The following is a 16,689-nucleotide window of genomic DNA, read 5'->3' as shown; positions in this document are numbered from 1 at the left end:
CCTGTGGACAACATGCTAAGCAAGCGCTTAGTCACCCCCAGATGGCGGGTATTCGCGCAAGCGCTGAGTCACAACGAGTCCAGGTGCAGGTCCAGTTTTCGAAGCGAGGTCGACCCATGACGCTGACGTTCAAGGGACAGGTGGCCCTGGTCACCGGAGCGAGCCGGGGCATCGGCCTCGGCATCGCCCGGGAACTGGTCGACCGGGGTGCCAAGGTCTGCATCACCGCGCGCAACCCCGAGCCGCTCGCCGACGCGGTGCGGGAGCTGGGCGGCGAGGAGAACGCCATCGCGGTGGCCGGCAAGAGCGACGACCCCGAGCACCAGCGGGCCGCGATCGACCGGACCATCGAGGCGTTCGGCCGGCTCGACATGCTGGTCAACAACACCGGCATCAACCCGATCTTCGGCCCCGTGCTGGACACCGACCCGGCCGCCGCCGCCAAGATCCTCGCCGTCAACGTGCTCGGCCCGCTGGCCTGGACCAAGCTGGCCCACCAGGCCTGGATGGGCGAGCACGGCGGCTCGGTGGTCAACGTCTCCTCGATCGCGGGCCTGCGCACCTCGCCCGGCATCGGCATGTACGGGGTGAGCAAGGCCGCCCTCTCCCGCCTCACCATGGAACTGGCCGGGGAACTCGGCCCCGACATCCGGGTCAACGCGGTGGCCCCCGCCGTGGTGAAGACCAAGTTCGCCGAGGCGCTCTACGTCGGCCGCGAGGACGAGGCCGCCGCGCCGTACCCGCTGAAGCGCCTCGGCGTGCCGGAGGACATCGCCGGCGCGGTCGCCTTCCTGCTCTCCGACCAGGCGTCCTGGATCACCGGCCAGACCCTGGTGATCGACGGCGGCGTGACCCTGGGCGGCGGCCTGTGAGCACCGCCCTGACCGGTCAGCGCTGCGTGGTGACCGGCGCCGGCCGCGGGATCGGTGCCGCACTCGCCGAGGCCTTCACGGCCGAGGGCGCGTCGGTGGTGGTCAACGACCTGGACGCGGCCGCCGCCGCGGCGACCGCCGCCCGGATCGGCGCGGTCGCGGTGCCCGGGGACGCGGCGAGCCGGGACGGTGTGGCCGCGCTGATCGACGCCGCCCGGGCCGAGCTCGGCGGCATCGACGTCTACTGCGCCAACGCGGGCGTCGCGCCCGGCGGGGGACCGGAGGCGCCGGAGGCGCTCTGGACCGCCGCCTGGGAGGTCAATGTGATGGCCCACGTCCGGGCCGCCGAACTGCTGCTGCCCGAGTGGCTGGAGCGCGGCGGCGGGCGGTTCGTGGCCACCGTCTCGGCGGCCGGCCTGCTCACCATGCTCGGCTCGGCCCCGTACTCGGTGAGCAAGCACGCCGCGCTCTCCTTCGCCGAATGGCTCGCCGCCAGCTACCGGCACCGCGGCATCAAGGTGCACGCACTGTGCCCGCAGGGTGTGCGCACCCAGATCCTCGAATCGGCGGGCGAGTTGGGCCAGGCGCTGATGGGTGCCACGGCGCTGGAGCCGGAGCAGGTGGCGGCGGACACCCTGCGGGCGATCCGCGAGGAGCGGTTCCTGATCCTGCCGCACCCCGAGGTCGCCGACTACTACGCGGCCCGGGCGACGGACACCGACCGCTGGCTGGACGCGATGAACCGGTTGCAGCGCAAGTACGTGGTGGAGGAGGAGCGGTGAAGGCCTGGCAGGTGACCGCGGCGGGACTGCCGCAGGACGTGATGCGGCTGGCCGAGGACGTGCCGGAGCCGGTGCCGGCCGACGGCCAGGTGCTGGTCCGGGTGCGGGCGGCGGCGGTGAACTTCCCGGACGGCCTGATGTGCCTGGGCCAGTACCAGGTGAAGCCGCCGCTGCCGTTCATCCCCGGCGTCGAGCTCTGCGGCGAACTCACCAGCGGGGAAAGGGTGATCGGCAACCCGGTGGCACCCAGCGGGGCGTTCGCCGAGTACGCCCTGATGGACCGGCGAGCCCTCTTCCCCGCGCCTGAGGCGCTCGACGACGCCGAGGCGGCCGCGCTGCACATCGGCTATCAGACGGCCTGGTTCGCGCTGCACCGGCGCGCCGCGGTGCGGGCCGGCGAGACCCTGCTGGTGCACGCGGCGGCCGGCGGAGTGGGCAGCGCCGCCGTGCAGTTGGGCCGGGCCGCCGGCGCGCGGGTGATCGCGGTCGTCGGCGGGGCCCAGAAGGCCGCGGTGGCCAAGGAGTTGGGCGCCGACGCGGTGATCGACCGGCAGGCCGAGGACTTCGTCGCGGCGGTCCGCGAGCTCACCGGCGGCCGGGGCGCGGACGTGGTCTTCGACCCGGTCGGCGGGGACGCCTACACCGGCTCCACCAAGTGCATCGCGTTCGAGGGCCGGATCGTGGTCGTCGGGTTCGCCAGCGGGACCATCCCCACCCCGCCACTCGGGCACGCACTGGTGAAGAACTACACGCTGCTCGGCCTGCATTGGGGCCTCTACAACACCAAGGACCCGGCCGCGGTGCGGGCCTGCCACGAGGAGCTGTCCGCACTGGCCGCCACCGGGGCGGTCCGCCCGCTGGTCAGCGAACGGCTGCCGCTGGCGGGGGCCGCGGACGCGGTGCAGCGGGTGCTGACGGGCAAGACCACGGGACGGGTCGTCATCCTGCCCTGAACCCGGAAGCGGTGAGCGGGGAGTACCGACCAGGTACTCCCCGCTCACCGTTGGGCTCTGGTCAGCCCTGGTACTTGCGCAGCTCGCGGCGGGCCAGCGAGCGGCGGTGCACCTCGTCCGGGCCGTCCGCCAGCCGCAAGGTGCGCAGGCCGGCCCAGAGCTGGGCGAGCGGGGTGTCCTGGCTGACGCCGGCGGCGCCGTGCGCCTGGACCGCCTTGTCGAGGATCCACTCGACGGTCTGCGGCACCACGATCTTGATCGCCTGGATCTCGGTGTGCGCGCCGCGGTTGCCCACGGTGTCCATCAGCCAGGCCGCCTTGAGCACCAGCAGCCGGGCCTGCTCGATCCGCACCCGGGACTCGGCGATCCAGTCCTGGATCACGCCCTGCGCGGCCAGCGGCTTGCCGAACGCCACCCGCTCGCTGACCCGGCGGCACATCAGCTCGAGAGCCCGCTCCGCCACGCCGATCGCCCGCATGCAGTGGTGGATCCGGCCCGGCCCCAACCGGGCCTGGGCGATGGCGAATCCGGAGCCGGGCTCGCCGATCAGATTGCCTGCCGGCACCCGGACGTCGTCGAAGACCACCTCGGCGTGGCCGCCGTGGTCGCGGTCCTCGTAGCCGAACACCGTCATCGCGCGCTTGACGGTGACCCCGGGCGTGTCCCGCGGCACCAGGATCATCGACTGGCGGCGGTGCACCTCCGCCTCCGGATCGGTCAGGCCCATCACGATGAAGATCCTGCACTCGGGGTTCATGGCGCCCGTGATGTACCACTTGCGGCCCTTGATGACGTAGTCGTCGCCGTCCCGGGTGATCATGGTGCGGATGTTGGTGGCGTCCGAGGAGGCCACCTCCGGCTCGGTCATGGCGAAGGCCGAGCGGATCTCACCGCTCAGCAGCGGCTCCAACCACTGCTTGCGCTGCGCCTCGTCGCCGAACTCGTTGAGCACCTCCATGTTGCCGGTGTCCGGGGCCGCGCAGTTGAGCGCGGCCGGGGCCAACTGGATGCTGCGGCCGGTGAGTTCGGCGAGCGGCGCGTACTGCAGGTTGGTCAGGCCCGCACCGCGCTCGCCGGGCAGGAAGAGGTTCCAGAGGCCCTGCCTGCGGGCCTCCAGCCGGAGTTCGCGGATCACAGCGGGGGTGGACCAGTCCGGCTCGACCGTCAGCCGGGACTCGGCCGGGTAGACGTGCTCGGTGAGGAAGGCGGTGAGCTGCTCACGCAGCGCCTCGGTGCGGGAGTCGAAGGCGAAGTCCATGGGTCTCAGTGCTCCTTGAGGGCGTTCAGGCCGTGCTGGACGAAGGCGGGCACCAGGTCGCCGATCCGGTCGAAGTCGGCTCCGACGGTGCCGCCCTGCTGGAACCGGAAGTGGATGCCCTCCAGCACCACGGCGAGCTTGAAGGAGGCGAACGCCACGTACCAGGCCACCGACGAGACGTCGCGCCCGGAACCGGCCGCATAGCGGGCGATCAGTTCCGCGCTGCCGGGGAAGCCGGGGGCCAGCGCCACCCCGGGGATGACGCCGTCGAACTGCTCGGCCAGTTCGGTGTACATCACCAGCAGCCCGAGGTCGGTGAGTGGGTCGCCGAGGGTGGACATCTCCCAGTCGAGCACCGCGACGATCCGGTCGTCCGGGCCCACCAGTACGTTGTCCAGGCGGTAGTCGCCGTGCACCAGGGTCGGCGCAGGGGAGTCGGGCAGGGTCTCGGCCAGCCGGGCGCGCAGCTCGTCGATGCCGGGGACCTCGCGGCTGCGGGAGGCGTCCAGCTGCTTGCCCCAGCGCCGCACCTGGCGGGCGAGGAAGCCCTCGGGGCGCCCGAAGTCGGCCAGGCCGACGTCCGCCGGGTCGATGGCGTGCAGGTCGACCAGGGTGTCGACCAGCCGGTCGGCCAGCGCGCGGACCCGCCGCGGGCCGAGGGCGGCCAGGGCCGCGCTGTCCCGGTGGGCGGTGCCGTCGACGAACTCCATCAGGTAGAAGGGTGCGCCGATCACCTCCGGGTCCTCGGTCAGCCGCACCGGGCGCGGCACCGGCACCGGGGAACCGTGCAGTGCGCTGAGCACCCGGAACTCGCGCCCCATGTCGTGGGCGGTGGCCAGCACATGCCCGAGCGGCGGGCGGCGCAGCACCCAGTGCTCGGTGCCGTCGGTCACCCGGTAGGTCAGGTTGGAGCGGCCGCCCTGGATCAGCTCGGCCCGCAACGGGCCGGTGCCCAGGTACGCCTGGAGCTTCGCAAGGTCGAGTCCGGGGGGATTGTCGGTCATGGCATCCTCGGGGGGTGAGACTGACTAAGCGCTTGCTTAGCCTGTCGCTCCATCCTGGCGATGTCAACGAGCAGTCCGGGAAACACCAGAGCCGCACCGGCCCGAAGGCGGGTGCGGCTCTCGGTGAAGAGGGGGGTCTACCTACCGTCGGAGCGCTTGCGGTGCAGCACGAAGTTCTCCAACGGGCTGATCCTCCCGTCCGGCTGGGCCACGGTGTAGTAGGTCACGTGCATGCTGGTGGTCGCGCCCGGGTGGCTGCCCGGGTCCACCGTGAAGGCCGCGAAGCCGTACGAATGGTCCAGATCGCGCACCCCGACCCACGGCGCGTCCTCGTACACGTACACCGGCGTACGCTTGCCGTTGCCGCCGACCGGGCCCACCCCCGTGATCACCTTGGCCTTGCCGGGCCCGAAGAACTTGCCGTTGGTCGGCGAGGAGGTGCCGCCCCCGCCCAGCACCATGTGCACCGTGCCCTGCGAGGTGTCGATCACATCCGTCGCCGTCGCCACCGGGTTCGGGGTCAGCGTCTCCGAACCGGACACCACGCCGCGCACCGGCAGCGAGCGCTCGTAGTCGTGCTCGTGGCCGCAGACCACCAAGTCCACCTGGTACCGGTCGAAGAGCGGCCCCCACTGCTCGCGGACACCCCGGTCGGCACCGTTGGCGTCGGAGGAACTGATCACCACCTGGTGCATGCAGACCACCACCCAGTCGATCGAGTGGTCCGCGCGGGCTGCCGCCAAGTCCTTCTCCAGCCAGGCCTGCTGGGCACCGCCGCTGTAGCCGTGCACGTAGGCGTCGCCCGCGTCCTGGTACGCCACGTCGTCGTTCTGCAGCACCACCACGTGCACCGAGCCGACCGTGAACGAGTACCACAGCCCGGCGAATTCGGCGTCACCGCCGTTGCCCGGCAGGTCGAACCGGGTTTGGAAGGCGGAGAAGCCGATCGGCCCGTTCGCCTTCTCGTTCTCGTGGTTGCCCGCCGCCGGCATCCACGGCCGGAACCGGGCCGAGCGGGTGTTGTTGGCGAAGAAGCCCTGCCAGGTGCGCAGCCGGTCCGGGGAGATGTTGGCGTAGCACAGGTCGCCGTTGAGCAGGTGGAACAGCGGGTCGACCTGCTCGATGCCGGCCACGATGTCCGCCGAGGCCGGCGAGGCGATGCCGCTGGGCACCGAGGTGTAGCCGCCCTTGCCGTCGGGCTGCCAGGTGGTGATCGGCACCGCCTGGTCGCCGAAGCTGGTGAACGTGAAGGCCTGCCGCCCGCGCCCCGCGGTGCGGAAGGTGCCGGCGTCCGGGCGGCCGCCGTCGTGCAGCGCGGCATAGGTGTAATAGCAGCCGGGGCGCAGGTTCTGCATCCGCGCGTGGTGGGTGTAGACGGTGCGGCCGCTGACCCCGTCCACGTAGGTGCGGGTCTCGGCGTCCACGGTGCGGCCGAACCCGCCCTCCAGGCTGCCCAGTTGAACGCGGGGCCGGCGCACCGGGCCGTCCGTGGTCCAGGAGGCGGTCATCTGGCTGGTCGGATCCGTTCCGAACGTCAGGTGCAGGCCCTCCACGGCCGGCGCCCCCAGCGACTCGGGCCGGGTCAGCAGCAGCGGCGAACCCTGGCCCTGGCCCTCGGCTGACGCATCGTCAGCAGCCGCCGGAGTGGCGGCGAGCAGCGGTGCGGCGGCCAGTGCGGCGCCGCCCACGCCCGCGGTCAACCGCAGGGCGCTGCGCCGGGTCACCGTGCCGCCCCCGTGCTGCTCGGTCGGGGCGTCGCTGGGCTGGTCCATGGATGTCCTCGCTTCCGGGTCGCCGATGACCGCTCACGGTAGGGCGTCCCACCCTCCCGGCGAGTGAACGGCGCGCAGCGGTCCCCTGAACCGCACGGGACGCGTTACAGTAGGGCCCATGCGCACTCGCCTGCTCTGCCTCAGCTGGTGGCCGTCCTAGGACGGCCGCGCATCCACCATGCCCAGGGTCGTCCGGACGGACGGCCCTTCGTTGTGATCCTCGCCGGGGCCGCCGCCGGTCGGCCGCCCACCCGATGACGAGGAGAAAACCGATGCCGCACTCCCACCCCCGCGTGCTCACCGGCGACCGGCCCACCGGTCCGTTCCACCTTGGTCACTACTTCGGCACCCTGCAGAACCGGGTCCGCCTGCAGTCCGAGGGCGCCGAAGTCTTCATCGTGGTCGCCGACTACCAGGTGCTCACCGACCGCGACACGGCCGACCGACTCGCCGAGTACGTCGAGGGTCTGGTGCTCGACTACCTGGCCATCGGGATCGACCCGGAACGCGCGGTGATCTTCACCCACAGCGCGGTGCCGGCGCTCAACCAGCTGCTGCTGCCCTTCCTCAGCCTGATCAGCGCCTCGGAGTTGCAGCGGAATCCCACCGTCAAGGACGAGATCGCGCACTCCCGGCAGTCCGCGGTCAGCGGGCTGATGCTCACCTACCCCGTGCACCAGGCCGCCGACATCCTGTTCTGCAAGCCCGGCCTGGTCCCGGTCGGCCAGGACCAGCTGCCCCACCTGGAGGCCACCCGCACCATCGCCCGCCGCTTCAACGCCCGCTACACGCAACCGGGTTCGCCGCTCTTCCCGGAGCCGCAGGCACTGCTGTCGGCGGCGCCGCGACTGCTCGGCACCGACGGCGGCAAGATGAGCAAGAGCCGTGGCAACGCCGTCTCCCTCGGCGCCACCGAGGACGAGACCGCCACCCTGCTGAGGGGCGCCAAGACCGACGCCGACCGCCGGATCGCCTACGACCCGCTCGGCCGGCCCGAGGTGGCCAGCCTGCTGCTGCTCGGCGCGCTCTGCCAGGGACGCGACCCGCGCAGCTTCGCCGAGGACATCGGCGACGGCGGCGCCAGCCGACTCAAGGCCGAGGTCGTCGACGCGGTCAACGACTACTTCCGCCCCATCCGCAAGCGCCGCGCCGAAATCGCCACCGACTGCGCCTACTTGCGCGACGTCCTGGCCCGCGGCAACGCCCGTGCCAACGAGATCGCGGACCGCACCCTGGGGGAGGTGCTGACGGTGATGGGGATGCGGTACTGACCTCACTGGTGCGGATTCACCAGGGAGGGATTCACCAGTGCGGGGCCGTCGTGCGATCCGGCAACTCGGCCAGCACCTCGGGCAGTTCGGTGAAGTAGCCGATGGCGAGGCGCCTGGTGGCGCGGGTCAGGGCGACGTAGAGGTCACTCAGGCCGCGCGGCGACTCGGCCAGGATGGCGGCCGGCTCCAGCGTCAGCACGGTGTCGAACTCCAGGCCCTTGGCCTCGGCCACCGTCAGCACCGCCGCCCGGGCGTCCAGGTCCAGCTTCCCGCGCAGTGCCCGCGGCACGATCACCGCGCAGCGGCCCGGGAGCCGGGTCGCCGCGATGACCAGCGCGCCCAGCGCCGCCGAGTCGGCCAGCCGGGTGCGCCAGGGCTCGATGCCGCCGTCGCGCACCGCGCGCGGCGGTGTCGCGGCACTGTCCAGCTGCCGAAGCACCTCGGCCGCCGGGCGCGCGATCTCGCTGGGCGTGCGGTAGTTGACCGTGAGCGGGGCGAGTCGCCAGCGGGTGCCGACGTAGGGCTCCAGCACCCGCTGCCAGGAGGACGCACCGCCGCGGTCACCCGTCTGGGCGAGGTCGCCGACCAGGGTCATCGAGCTGCTCGGGCAGCGGCGCATCAGCAACCGCCAGGCCATCGCCGAGAGTTCCTGGGCCTCGTCCACGATGATGTGCCCGTACACCCAGGTGCGGTCGGCGGCGGCCCGCTCGGCGGGGGAGCGCAGGTCCGGCGCGCGGTGCCGCTCGGCCAGCCGTTCGGCGTCCACCAGGTCGAAGGCGGACAGCAGTTCCTCGCCGCCGTCCAGGTCGACGGAGCGGGAGCCGTAGGCGATGTCCAGCACCTCCTGGGCGTACTCCAGGCGTTGGCGCTGCTCGGTCGCCTCCCTGGCGGCGGCCGAGGCCTGCTCGGCGAGGTCGGCGCCGAGCAGTTCGGCGGCCTCGTCGAGCAGGGGGACGTCGGCCGGGGTCCAGCCGTGGTCGGCCGCGCGGTGCAGCAGGGCGCGCTCGGCGGCGGTGAACTCCGGTGCGGCGGTGGCGATCCGGCCCCGGTCGCCGAACAGCTCGGTGAGTAGCCGCTGCGGGGTGAGCAACGGCCAGAGCTGGTCCAGGAGTTGCTTGAGCTCAGGGGTGGCGCGCAGGTCCCGGCGGATCTCGGCGAGGTCGCCCTCGTCCAGCAGGCCGGCGCCGCCGATCCGCCGGACGTACTGCTCGGTGAGCGCCGCCACGATCTCCCGCTCCAGCAACGGGCGTGCCGCGTTGTGCAGTTCGCCGCTCGCCCGGGCCAGGTCGCGGGCCCGGCGGCAGGCGGTGGGCGTCAGGGGCAGGGGCTGCCGCTCGAAGGGGAGTTGCAGCGGCTCCTCGGGGACCCACTGGCGGTCGCACACCGCCCGCTCCAGCACGTCCAGCATCGCGGGCCGGCCCTTGAGCTCGGCTGCCTCGGCGGGTTCGGCGGCGGTGGCGGTCAGGCCCGGGTAGAGCTCGCCGATGGTGGCCAGCCGGACTCCGGTCTCGCCGAGCGAGGGGAGCACCTGCTCGATGTAGCGCAGGAACGCGGGGTTGGGGCCGACGATCAGCACCACCCGGCGGGCCAGTCGCTCGCGGTGGGTGTACAGCAGGTAGGCCGCGCGGTGCAGGGCGACGGCGGTCTTGCCGGTGCCGGGACCGCCCTGGACCACCAGCACGCCGCGGTGGTCGGCGCGGATCACGGCGTCCTGCTCGGCCTGGATGGTGGCCACGATCTCGCCCATCCGGCCGGTGTGGTCGGCGGTGACGGCGGCCAGCAGGGCGGCCTCGCCGGCAACGGCGGACTCGGCGTCCGCCAGGTCGAGTTGGTCGCGTCGGTCGAGTTGGTCGAGTTGCTCGTCATGGAGCGAGACCACCCGGCGGCCGCTGGTGGTCAGATGCCGGCGGCGGCGCACACCGTCGCGGCGCAGGGCGGTCGCGGTGTAGAAGGGGCGGGCGGCTGGGGCTCGCCAGTCGATCAGCAGCGGGGTGTGGTCCTCGTCGTCCGCGCGCAGCCCGAGTCGGCCGATGTGGTGCACCTGGCCATCCGTCAGGTCGAGGCGGCCGAAGCAGAGTCCCTGCTCCACCGCGTCCAGGTCGGCGAGCTGCGCCCCGAGTTCGATCGCCGTGCTCTCCCGCTCGGCGGCGGCCTGATGGGCGCCCGTGGCCTGGGTGAGCGCCTGGTCACGACGCTCGGCGGTCTGCGCGCGCAGGGCGTCGAGGCGGGCGTAGGCGGTGGCGACGAACCGCTGCTCCTGGTCGAGCTCCGTCATTGACAGAATCTCCTTGCTGACGGTATAATCCTTACAGGGACTGTTATGTGAGCCTCCATCAGGCATGGCTCAAAGAGCCATCGTAGCTGGGTAAGGGGCTGACGCGTTGCCGCATGCGCGGATTGACTGGGCCCGTCTCGCCGCCACTGGGTTCCCGTTCCCCTCTGACACCCCCGTGCGGGAGCTCATCGACGAGCTGGCGGCCATGCTGAGCTCGCCCGATCCGGTGGTACGCGACGACCAGGCCTACACCGCCACCGCGCAGTGGGTTCGCGAAGGCCGGCTAGACGGGCAGCTGATCGCACTCGGCGAGGCCGCCGTGGCGCGGTTCGACCACCCCGAAGTGCAGGCGCGCACCTTCGCGCCGCTGGTGCTGCGGTGCGTGCTGACACGACGCCAGGAGACACCCGGCGCCGTCGACCAGGCCACCGTCCAGCGCTGGTACGCCGCTTTCGCCCGCTGGTACCCGGCCGAGCCCGACACCCGTGGCTGGGATGACCGCCTCGGCTGGCTGCACGCCGTCGCCCACGGCGCCGACGCGGCCGCCGCCTTCGCCCGCGCGCTCCCCGGGCACCGCGCCGACATCCTCGACCTCTGCGCCCGCCGGATCGCGGCGGCCGCCGCCGAACAGCGGTACCTCCAACTGGAGGACGCCCGCCTGGCCCGGGCGATCACCGGCATCCTGCTGGAGCCCGGCCTCACCGAGGCGGAGGCGATCGGCTGGCTCGACGTGCCGGCCAAGGCCCTGGAGGGCGGCGGGCCCGGCCCGGTTCCCGCCTGGGCGTTCAACATCTTCGCCACCCTCCAGGCGCTCCATGTGCAGCTGACGCGCGGCCTGGTGGACGGCGGCGTGCCGCCGCACGCGGAGGCGGTGGCGGACCGGGCGCTGGAACTGCTGCGGCTGCCCTGTCCTTGGCTCGCCTGAGCCCTGAGCCCTGAGCCCTGAGCCCTGAGCCCTGAGCCCTGAGCCCTGAGCCCTGAGCCCTGAGCCCTGAGCCCTGAGCACACGGGCCCGCAGCACCCGGTCCGGCCACGAAACAGTCACAGGTGTTCGAATCGTCGGTGCGCGGCTCGGCGTGCGGGCCAGCATGCGCACCATGGGTAGAGACCGGTACGTCGACTTCCTCCGCGCCTTCTCGATCTGCCTGGTGGTGCTCGGCCACTGGCTGATCACCGGACTGGTGCGCGCGCCCGACGGGACCATCGCGGCACCGGAGTTGCTGGCGACCGTCCCCTGGACCCAGTGGCTGACCCTCGGATTCCAGATCATGCCGCTCTTCTTCCTCGCCGGCGGCCATGCGGCAGCCGGCTCCTGGGCCGGCCGGAGCCAGCCGGCGGCCGGCTGGGTGCGGTCGCGAGCCCTGCGGCTGCTGGTTCCCACCGCCGGGTACGCGGTACTGGTCCTGCTCGCGGTCGGGATCAGCACCGCGCTCGGGGTGGACCGGCCGACCCTGGCGCTGGTCGGCTGGGCGCTCGGCATGCAGTTCTGGTTCCTGCCGCTCTATCTGCTGCTCAGCGCCGCAACTCCGTTGCTGCACGCCGCACATCGCAGGTGGGGTGTGCTGGTGCCGGTGGCCCTGGGCGCGGCCTCCCTGCTCCTCGGTCGCACCCAACTATCCCCGCTCAACTACCTGTTGGTCTGGGGCACCGCGTACCAGCTCGGCTTCTGCTGGCGCGACGGGCAGTTGACCAGGCGCCGGCTGACCGCGCCCGCACTACTGACGACGGGCGCTGCGGCCTTCGCGCTGCTGGTCGGCTTCGGGCCGTACCCGGTCAGCCTGATCCTGGTCACGGGAGAGGCGGTGAGCAACACCAACCCGCCCTCAGCCGCCATGCTCGCCTGGGTAGTTGCCCAGACCGGCCTGTGCCTGCTGCTGGCCCCACCGGTCCGGCGGCTGCTGGCGCGCGACCGGATCTGGCGCCTGGTCCGGCCGATGGGCAGCGCCAGCATGGCCCTCTACCTCTGGCACATGGTGCCCGTGCTCGTCCTCGCCGCCGCCCTCTACCTCACCGACCTTGCCCCCGAACCCAGTTACGGCTCCGGCGCCTGGTGGCTGCTGCGCCTGCCCTGGCTGCTCCTGCTCGCCGCGCTGCTCCCGCTGCTACTGGCCGCCCTCACCCCACTGAACCGCCTGCTGGCCCGCCTCCACACCGCCCTGCGCCCCACCACCCCGGTAGGCCCCGCCGGCCTCGCCACCCTCACCCTCGGCTTGGCCCTGACCACGGTCGCCCTCACCCACTGGGCTGCCTCCGGCTTCGCCGCCGGCGGGACCTTCCCACTCGGCACGACGCTGGAGTTCGCCTGTGGGCTGGCGTGCCTGGCGCCGGCGGGTTGGAGCCGCGGCCGCGAAAGGAGCCTGGGCGGGAAAGTGTGCAAGCGGGCGGCTATCCCAGCCCGTTGGGCCGACGAGTAGTAGGGGCCGGTGGCCGTGGTCGGCCGGATTGCACTCCGGCCGACCACGCGGACTAGTCGACTTGAGCGCGACTGCCGAGCCCGAATCCGGGGCCGCTACTCACCACGTTCTGCGCCGTGCGTGGGCCGCACATCCAGCCGGGGATCCAGCAAGCTGCGATGAGCGCCGACGCCGCGATGCCGACCATCAGCGTCGGAAAGCCCGGGGAGGGTTTGGTGCGCCGTCGGGCCGCCAGGTGGCGGGCGGCCCGACCGGGTTGGTTCGGATGCGACGACGGTTCTGTACTGGTGCGGGGGTGGTTCTGGTCGCCGCCGTGGTGCGTGGACATCTAGGGGCTACCGCTGCCTCTCTGTCATATGACTGATAGTCAGAAGATCATATGGCACCCTACGGCACCCAAAGTGCCACTACCAACTCAGTGCCAGTCCAGGCACGTTGCTGCTGGTCACGATGACATGCAGGTCCTGAGAGGCCCGGGCGGCGTATGGTGCTACTGGGCCCGAAAGCGTGAAGCCAGGGCCGCTCGCTCGACCGGCGGCTGCTTGATCCAGTAGCTTGCCGCAGCGAGGTAGTGCCCGCGGGCTCAACCGTGCCTGCCAAGGTGAGGGCGGTCGCGGCCACGCGGCCGTCGACCAGATCCAGCCGGTACGGGAGCCTCAGGGGCCGTTCGACAGCATCGGCGATCGGGCGAGGTGGGCAGGCCCGGCGGCACACGGTCCCGACCTCACGCTTCCACGATCAGTGGTTGGCCAGAGTCCGGATCCTCACCCCTGAAGGATCGCCTTCGCGGAACTGCGGGCCCTCGCAGCCTCCTCATGCTCCCCCAGCCGCGTCAGCAGGTCCGCGAGCGCTTGGAGCGCTTCTCCCTCTTCGTGCTGGTGGCGAAGCCGGTGTAGCAATTCCACCGCTGTCGTGAGGTTGAGGCGAGCGGCTTCCAGTTGTCCGGCGGCGGCCTCGGCGGTGCCGAGCCCGCGGGCGGCCATGGCACATCCGTGGTCCGCGCCGAGGGCTGTACCAAGCGGTAATGCCTCCTGGTACCAGGAGATGGCCTCCTGGTGCCGCCCGGCGCGGCGGAGCAGGTCACCGATGATGATCAGGCTCTCAAGTTGGGCCCAGCGGTCGCCGGCACGACGGAAGACGTCGAGTGCGGTGCTCGCCAGGTGGTGGGCTCGCTCCCAGTCGGCGGGTAGATCCAGTGCCGCGATCAGGTTCATTTGAGCACCGGCCAGTTCATGAGCAGGCATGACCGGTGCGCCGATGGTGAGGCAGCGTTCCAGCACCGCCCGTGCCGAGGCCATCTCACCCTTCTCCACGAGCAGATGACCGAGGTTGCTGAGCGCGGTCACTTCCAGCCGGGTGTTGCCGATCTGACGGAATCCGGCCAGCGACTCCTCGAGAAGCGCGATGGCCGACGCGTGATCACCGAGATAGATCATGATGATGCCCATGTTGTTGCGGATCCGGTCCGCTTGCCGGGAGTTGCCGTAACTCAGGCTTATCGCCAGGGCCGCCTGCTGGGACTTCAGGGCAGCCTGGAAGTCACCGGCCTTCCCGTGCAGCACGCCGGCTTGGGAAGTGGCTTCGGCGACTCCTTCCAGATCGTCGGCCTGCCTCGCAGTGGCCAGGGCCCGAGCGTTGAGCGCCGCTGCCTGCGGAAACTGCGCCAAGTGGCCGTGAACGGCGACCAGGTCGAGCAGCGCTCGTGTCTCGGCATGGACGTCGCCCACCGTATGCCAGTATTCGGCGGCCTCGCTGTGGAGTGTGATGGCTTCTGCCCAGAAGCCTTCGGCATCAAGGAAGCCTCCCAACGCATGGGTGAGCCAGGCAGCTTCACGTCCTGCTGGTACAGCCATTTCTCCTGATGCCGACGGAGCGAGACCCCGGTTGCTGTCAGCGGCGTGGCGGAGCACGCTGAGCAGCTCGCCGAGTCGGCTCGACAGCCAGTCGCGGACGGCGGCCGGTTCGTGCCATGAACGGGCCCAGGCGGTCGCGGTGAGCTCAGGCGGGATGTCCAGACGGAGTCGGTGGGGGTAGAGCATCCGATCGGCCCGATCGACCGCGTCGATGGTGAACCGGATCAGCCGTGACAGTGCGGCCTGTTCGGTGGCACCGGGGTCGGTCCGATGTTCCAGCCCCGCGGCGAACTCGGCCATGAGGTCGTGGAACGCGTAGTTCTCGGGAACGGGCTCCTGCAGCAGATGCGTTTCGATCAGTTCCTCAAGGGCCCGCTCGGTGGCGCTCAGTGACCTGCCGAGCAACGCTGTGGCGGCGAACTGGTCGAAGCGGGTGCCTGGATAGAGGCTTAGCAGCCGGAACGATTCCTGGTGCTCAGCGGATAGCGAGCGGTACGACAGTTCGAGGATCGGTGCCAGGTCGCGGCTGGTGTCGTGGAGTTCGTCGAGCAGCCGGGTGCTGTGTCGCAACCGCTGCAGTAGGTGCTCCAGAGTCCAGCTCGATCGGGTTTTGAAGCGGGTGGCGACCAACTCGACGGCATAGGGGTGCCGGAGGCAGCAGCGGACGATCTCCTCGATCTGGGCGGGATCGTTTGCGCGCTCCGGCCCCACCAGTGAACGGAAGAGAGCTGTCGCCTGGCTGACCGGCAGCGCGTCCAGCACGATGTGGTGGGCGCCGGGTAGTTCGTGGAGTCCGCGGCGGCTGGTCAGCAGGATCAGCGACCGGCAGGCCAACGGCAGTAGCTCGCGCACCTGGTCCGCGCCGGCGACGTCGTCAAGGACGACTACGCATTGCCGGTCGGCGAGCAATTGGTGCCACAGGCCGATGCGTTTCTCATGCTCGGTCGGGATGCTTCGTGGTGGGAGCTCGAAGGCTCGCAGCAAAGCGATGAGTACGGCGTGTGTTGTGAGCGGTCGCTGGGTCGCCGAGTGGGCGTGCAGGGCGACCAGGATCTGCCCGTCCGGGTATCGGCTGCGCAGCTGGACTGCCGCATGTACGGCGAGGCTGGTCTTGCCGGTGCCGCCGAGGCCGCTGATGACGCGCGGGCCGGTCAGTGCGGGGTCGGTGGCCCGCTCCAGTTCCTGCTCGCGGCCGACCAAGGGACGAAGAGTGGGCAGGTTGTTCGGGGCGGCCAACCAGGTCGGCGCCGCGGCCATGGAGTCGGAGGTTCGGAGCGCGGCGGTGGCGCCGCCCGGTAGTGCGACCGGCGTGCGGCTGGCCGGTGGCCGGGGGAGGAGCTCGGAGACCGGTCCGCCGGCCAGGATGCGCTCGTGCAGCCAGGTCAACTCGCGGCCGGGGTCGGTACCCAGGCGGTCTTGCAGGGTGCGTCTGGCGCGCTGATAGAGAGCCAGGGCTTCGGCTTGGCGGCCGGCGCCGTACAGGGCGGCCATCAGACGGGCGGCGAGCACCTGATCCGTGTCGTGGAGGGCTACCAAGGGCGAGAGCTCGGGGATCACGTCCGCGAACCGGCCGAGCCGGAGGCTGATGGTGGCCCGGGTGATGGCGGCCCAGAGATGGGTGGCGTGCATGTCGGCGCGGGCGCCTTGTGCCCACTCGCCGCGGAGGCCGGCCAATGGGTCTCCTTGCCAGAGTGCTTCGGCCGCGGTCAACAGCGCGATGGCCTGATCGTCTTCGCCCTGGTCCGCGCAGGCGCGGGCCCGGTTGGCGAGTTGGCGGAACCGGTGGTAGTCCACCTGTTGCGGATCGCCTTCGAGGACATAGGCGTGGCCATGGCTGCCGATCGAGACGGCAGGCGCGTCGGGCCCTTCGGTCTCGGTACCGGTTCGGAGGGCGCGGCGGAGCTTTGAGATCAGCGGATAGAGGCTCGCCGCCGGGTCGGCGGGCAGTTGGTCGGCCCAGAGCCGGTCTGCCAATGTGTCGAGGGAGAGTGGCCGCCCGATGTCGACGGCCAGTGCAGCGAGCAGGCAGCGGAGCTTCTCCGGGCCGAGCTTGCTGCGGTTCCCCGCCGCCACCATATCGACCGTGCCGAGCAGTCGCAGCTCTACCAAGGATCTCTCCTATCGGTCGGGCACCACCCCGCACCGCACATAGCAGAGATGTAGGCGGGGTAGAGAACACTCCACCATGCCTCGCTGGTTGTGCAACGTATCTGGCGATAATCGATCGAACGGAGC

11 protein-coding genes are annotated in these 16,689 nt (G+C 71.5%); 6 read left to right on the top strand and 5 right to left on the bottom strand.

What is annotated here, in order from left to right; genetic code table 11:
* Positions 1-116 precede the first annotated feature (116 nt).
* The 3 genes from P3T35_RS06040 to P3T35_RS06030 are packed head-to-tail and all read left to right on the top strand — an operon-like array spanning position 117 to position 2,607.
* Positions 117-872: an SDR family oxidoreductase gene (locus tag P3T35_RS06040; RefSeq protein ID WP_101379531.1), complete on the top strand. Its 756-nt coding sequence runs from the start codon at positions 117-119 to the stop codon at positions 870-872.
* On the top strand, positions 869-1,654 hold the full coding sequence (locus P3T35_RS06035) for an SDR family oxidoreductase (protein ID WP_280704553.1): 786 nt from the start codon (positions 869-871) through the stop codon (positions 1,652-1,654). Before P3T35_RS06040 ends, P3T35_RS06035 begins: the two co-directional genes overlap by 4 nt.
* Positions 1,651-2,607 carry an NADPH:quinone oxidoreductase family protein gene (locus P3T35_RS06030; RefSeq protein WP_101379530.1) on the top strand — a complete coding sequence of 319 codons (957 nt, stop codon included), beginning with the start codon at positions 1,651-1,653 and terminating at the stop codon, positions 2,605-2,607. The genes P3T35_RS06035 and P3T35_RS06030 overlap by 4 nt, the downstream gene beginning before the upstream one ends.
* A gap of 61 nt (positions 2,608-2,668) precedes the next feature.
* Here P3T35_RS06030 and P3T35_RS06025 read toward each other — a convergent pair whose 3' ends face one another.
* The 3 genes from P3T35_RS06025 to P3T35_RS06015 all read right to left on the bottom strand — a co-directional run bounded on the left by P3T35_RS06025 (position 2,669) and on the right by P3T35_RS06015 (position 6,641).
* Positions 2,669-3,865: an acyl-CoA dehydrogenase family protein gene (locus tag P3T35_RS06025; protein ID WP_101379529.1), complete on the bottom strand. Its 1,197-nt coding sequence runs from the start codon at positions 3,863-3,865 to the stop codon at positions 2,669-2,671.
* Positions 3,866-3,870: 5 nt separating this feature from the next.
* The gene (locus P3T35_RS06020) at positions 3,871-4,869 is read right to left on the bottom strand and encodes a phosphotransferase family protein (RefSeq protein ID WP_101379528.1); all 999 of its coding nucleotides are present in this window, start codon (positions 4,867-4,869) and stop codon (positions 3,871-3,873) included.
* A 137-nt stretch (positions 4,870-5,006) separates the two neighbouring features.
* A complete protein-coding gene (locus P3T35_RS06015) occupies positions 5,007-6,641 on the bottom strand; it encodes a metallophosphoesterase family protein (protein WP_101379527.1) in 1,635 nt (544 codons plus the stop codon).
* Positions 6,642-6,913: 272 nt separating this feature from the next.
* Here P3T35_RS06015 and trpS point away from each other — a divergent pair, with 272 nt between their 5' ends.
* Positions 6,914-7,912, top strand: a complete 999-nt coding sequence (gene trpS, locus P3T35_RS06010) for a tryptophan--tRNA ligase (RefSeq protein WP_280704548.1) — start codon at positions 6,914-6,916, stop codon at positions 7,910-7,912.
* Positions 7,913-7,943: 31 nt separating this feature from the next.
* On the opposite strand, the gene P3T35_RS06005 is transcribed toward trpS, so the two are convergent.
* Positions 7,944-10,187, bottom strand: coding sequence for an AAA family ATPase (locus P3T35_RS06005; RefSeq protein WP_218976652.1), 2,244 nt, complete (start codon positions 10,185-10,187; stop codon positions 7,944-7,946).
* A gap of 175 nt (positions 10,188-10,362) precedes the next feature.
* Between P3T35_RS06005 and P3T35_RS06000 the strand changes: the two genes are divergently transcribed.
* A complete protein-coding gene (locus P3T35_RS06000; protein WP_101379525.1) occupies positions 10,363-11,112 on the top strand; it encodes a DUF2785 domain-containing protein in 750 nt (249 codons plus the stop codon).
* 172 nt (positions 11,113-11,284) lie between these two features.
* Positions 11,285-12,601 (top strand): acyltransferase, encoded by a 1,317-nt coding sequence (locus P3T35_RS05995; protein WP_101384911.1) that lies wholly within the window; start codon positions 11,285-11,287, stop codon positions 12,599-12,601.
* Between the two features lie 764 nt (positions 12,602-13,365).
* Here the strand turns inward: P3T35_RS05995 and P3T35_RS05990 are convergent.
* Positions 13,366-16,530, bottom strand: coding sequence for a BTAD domain-containing putative transcriptional regulator (locus tag P3T35_RS05990; RefSeq protein ID WP_143676764.1), 3,165 nt, complete (start codon positions 16,528-16,530; stop codon positions 13,366-13,368).
* Between the last annotated feature and the right edge of the window lie 159 nt (positions 16,531-16,689).

This window comes from Kitasatospora sp. GP30 (genome assembly GCF_029892145.1).
GTDB classification, from domain to species: domain Bacteria; phylum Actinomycetota; class Actinomycetes; order Streptomycetales; family Streptomycetaceae; genus Kitasatospora; species Kitasatospora acidiphila.
This window is presented reverse-complemented; position numbering and strand designations above follow the sequence as displayed.

Excerpts from the sequence above, each read along its gene's own strand:
- P3T35_RS06040 (WP_101379531.1), top strand. The coding sequence starts at position 117 with ATGACGCTGACGTTCAAGGGACAGGTGGCCCTGGTCACCGGAGCGAGC.
- P3T35_RS06025 (WP_101379529.1), bottom strand. The coding sequence starts at position 3,865 with ATGGACTTCGCCTTCGACTCCCGCACCGAGGCGCTGCGTGAGCAGCTC.
- P3T35_RS06020 (WP_101379528.1), bottom strand. The coding sequence starts at position 4,869 with ATGACCGACAATCCCCCCGGACTCGACCTTGCGAAGCTCCAGGCGTAC.
- P3T35_RS06015 (WP_101379527.1), bottom strand. The coding sequence starts at position 6,641 with ATGGACCAGCCCAGCGACGCCCCGACCGAGCAGCACGGGGGCGGCACG.
- trpS (WP_280704548.1), top strand. The coding sequence starts at position 6,914 with ATGCCGCACTCCCACCCCCGCGTGCTCACCGGCGACCGGCCCACCGGT.
- P3T35_RS06005 (WP_218976652.1), bottom strand. The coding sequence starts at position 10,187 with ATGACGGAGCTCGACCAGGAGCAGCGGTTCGTCGCCACCGCCTACGCC.
- P3T35_RS05995 (WP_101384911.1), top strand. The coding sequence starts at position 11,285 with ATGGGTAGAGACCGGTACGTCGACTTCCTCCGCGCCTTCTCGATCTGC.
- P3T35_RS05990 (WP_143676764.1), bottom strand. The coding sequence starts at position 16,530 with ATGGTGGCGGCGGGGAACCGCAGCAAGCTCGGCCCGGAGAAGCTCCGC.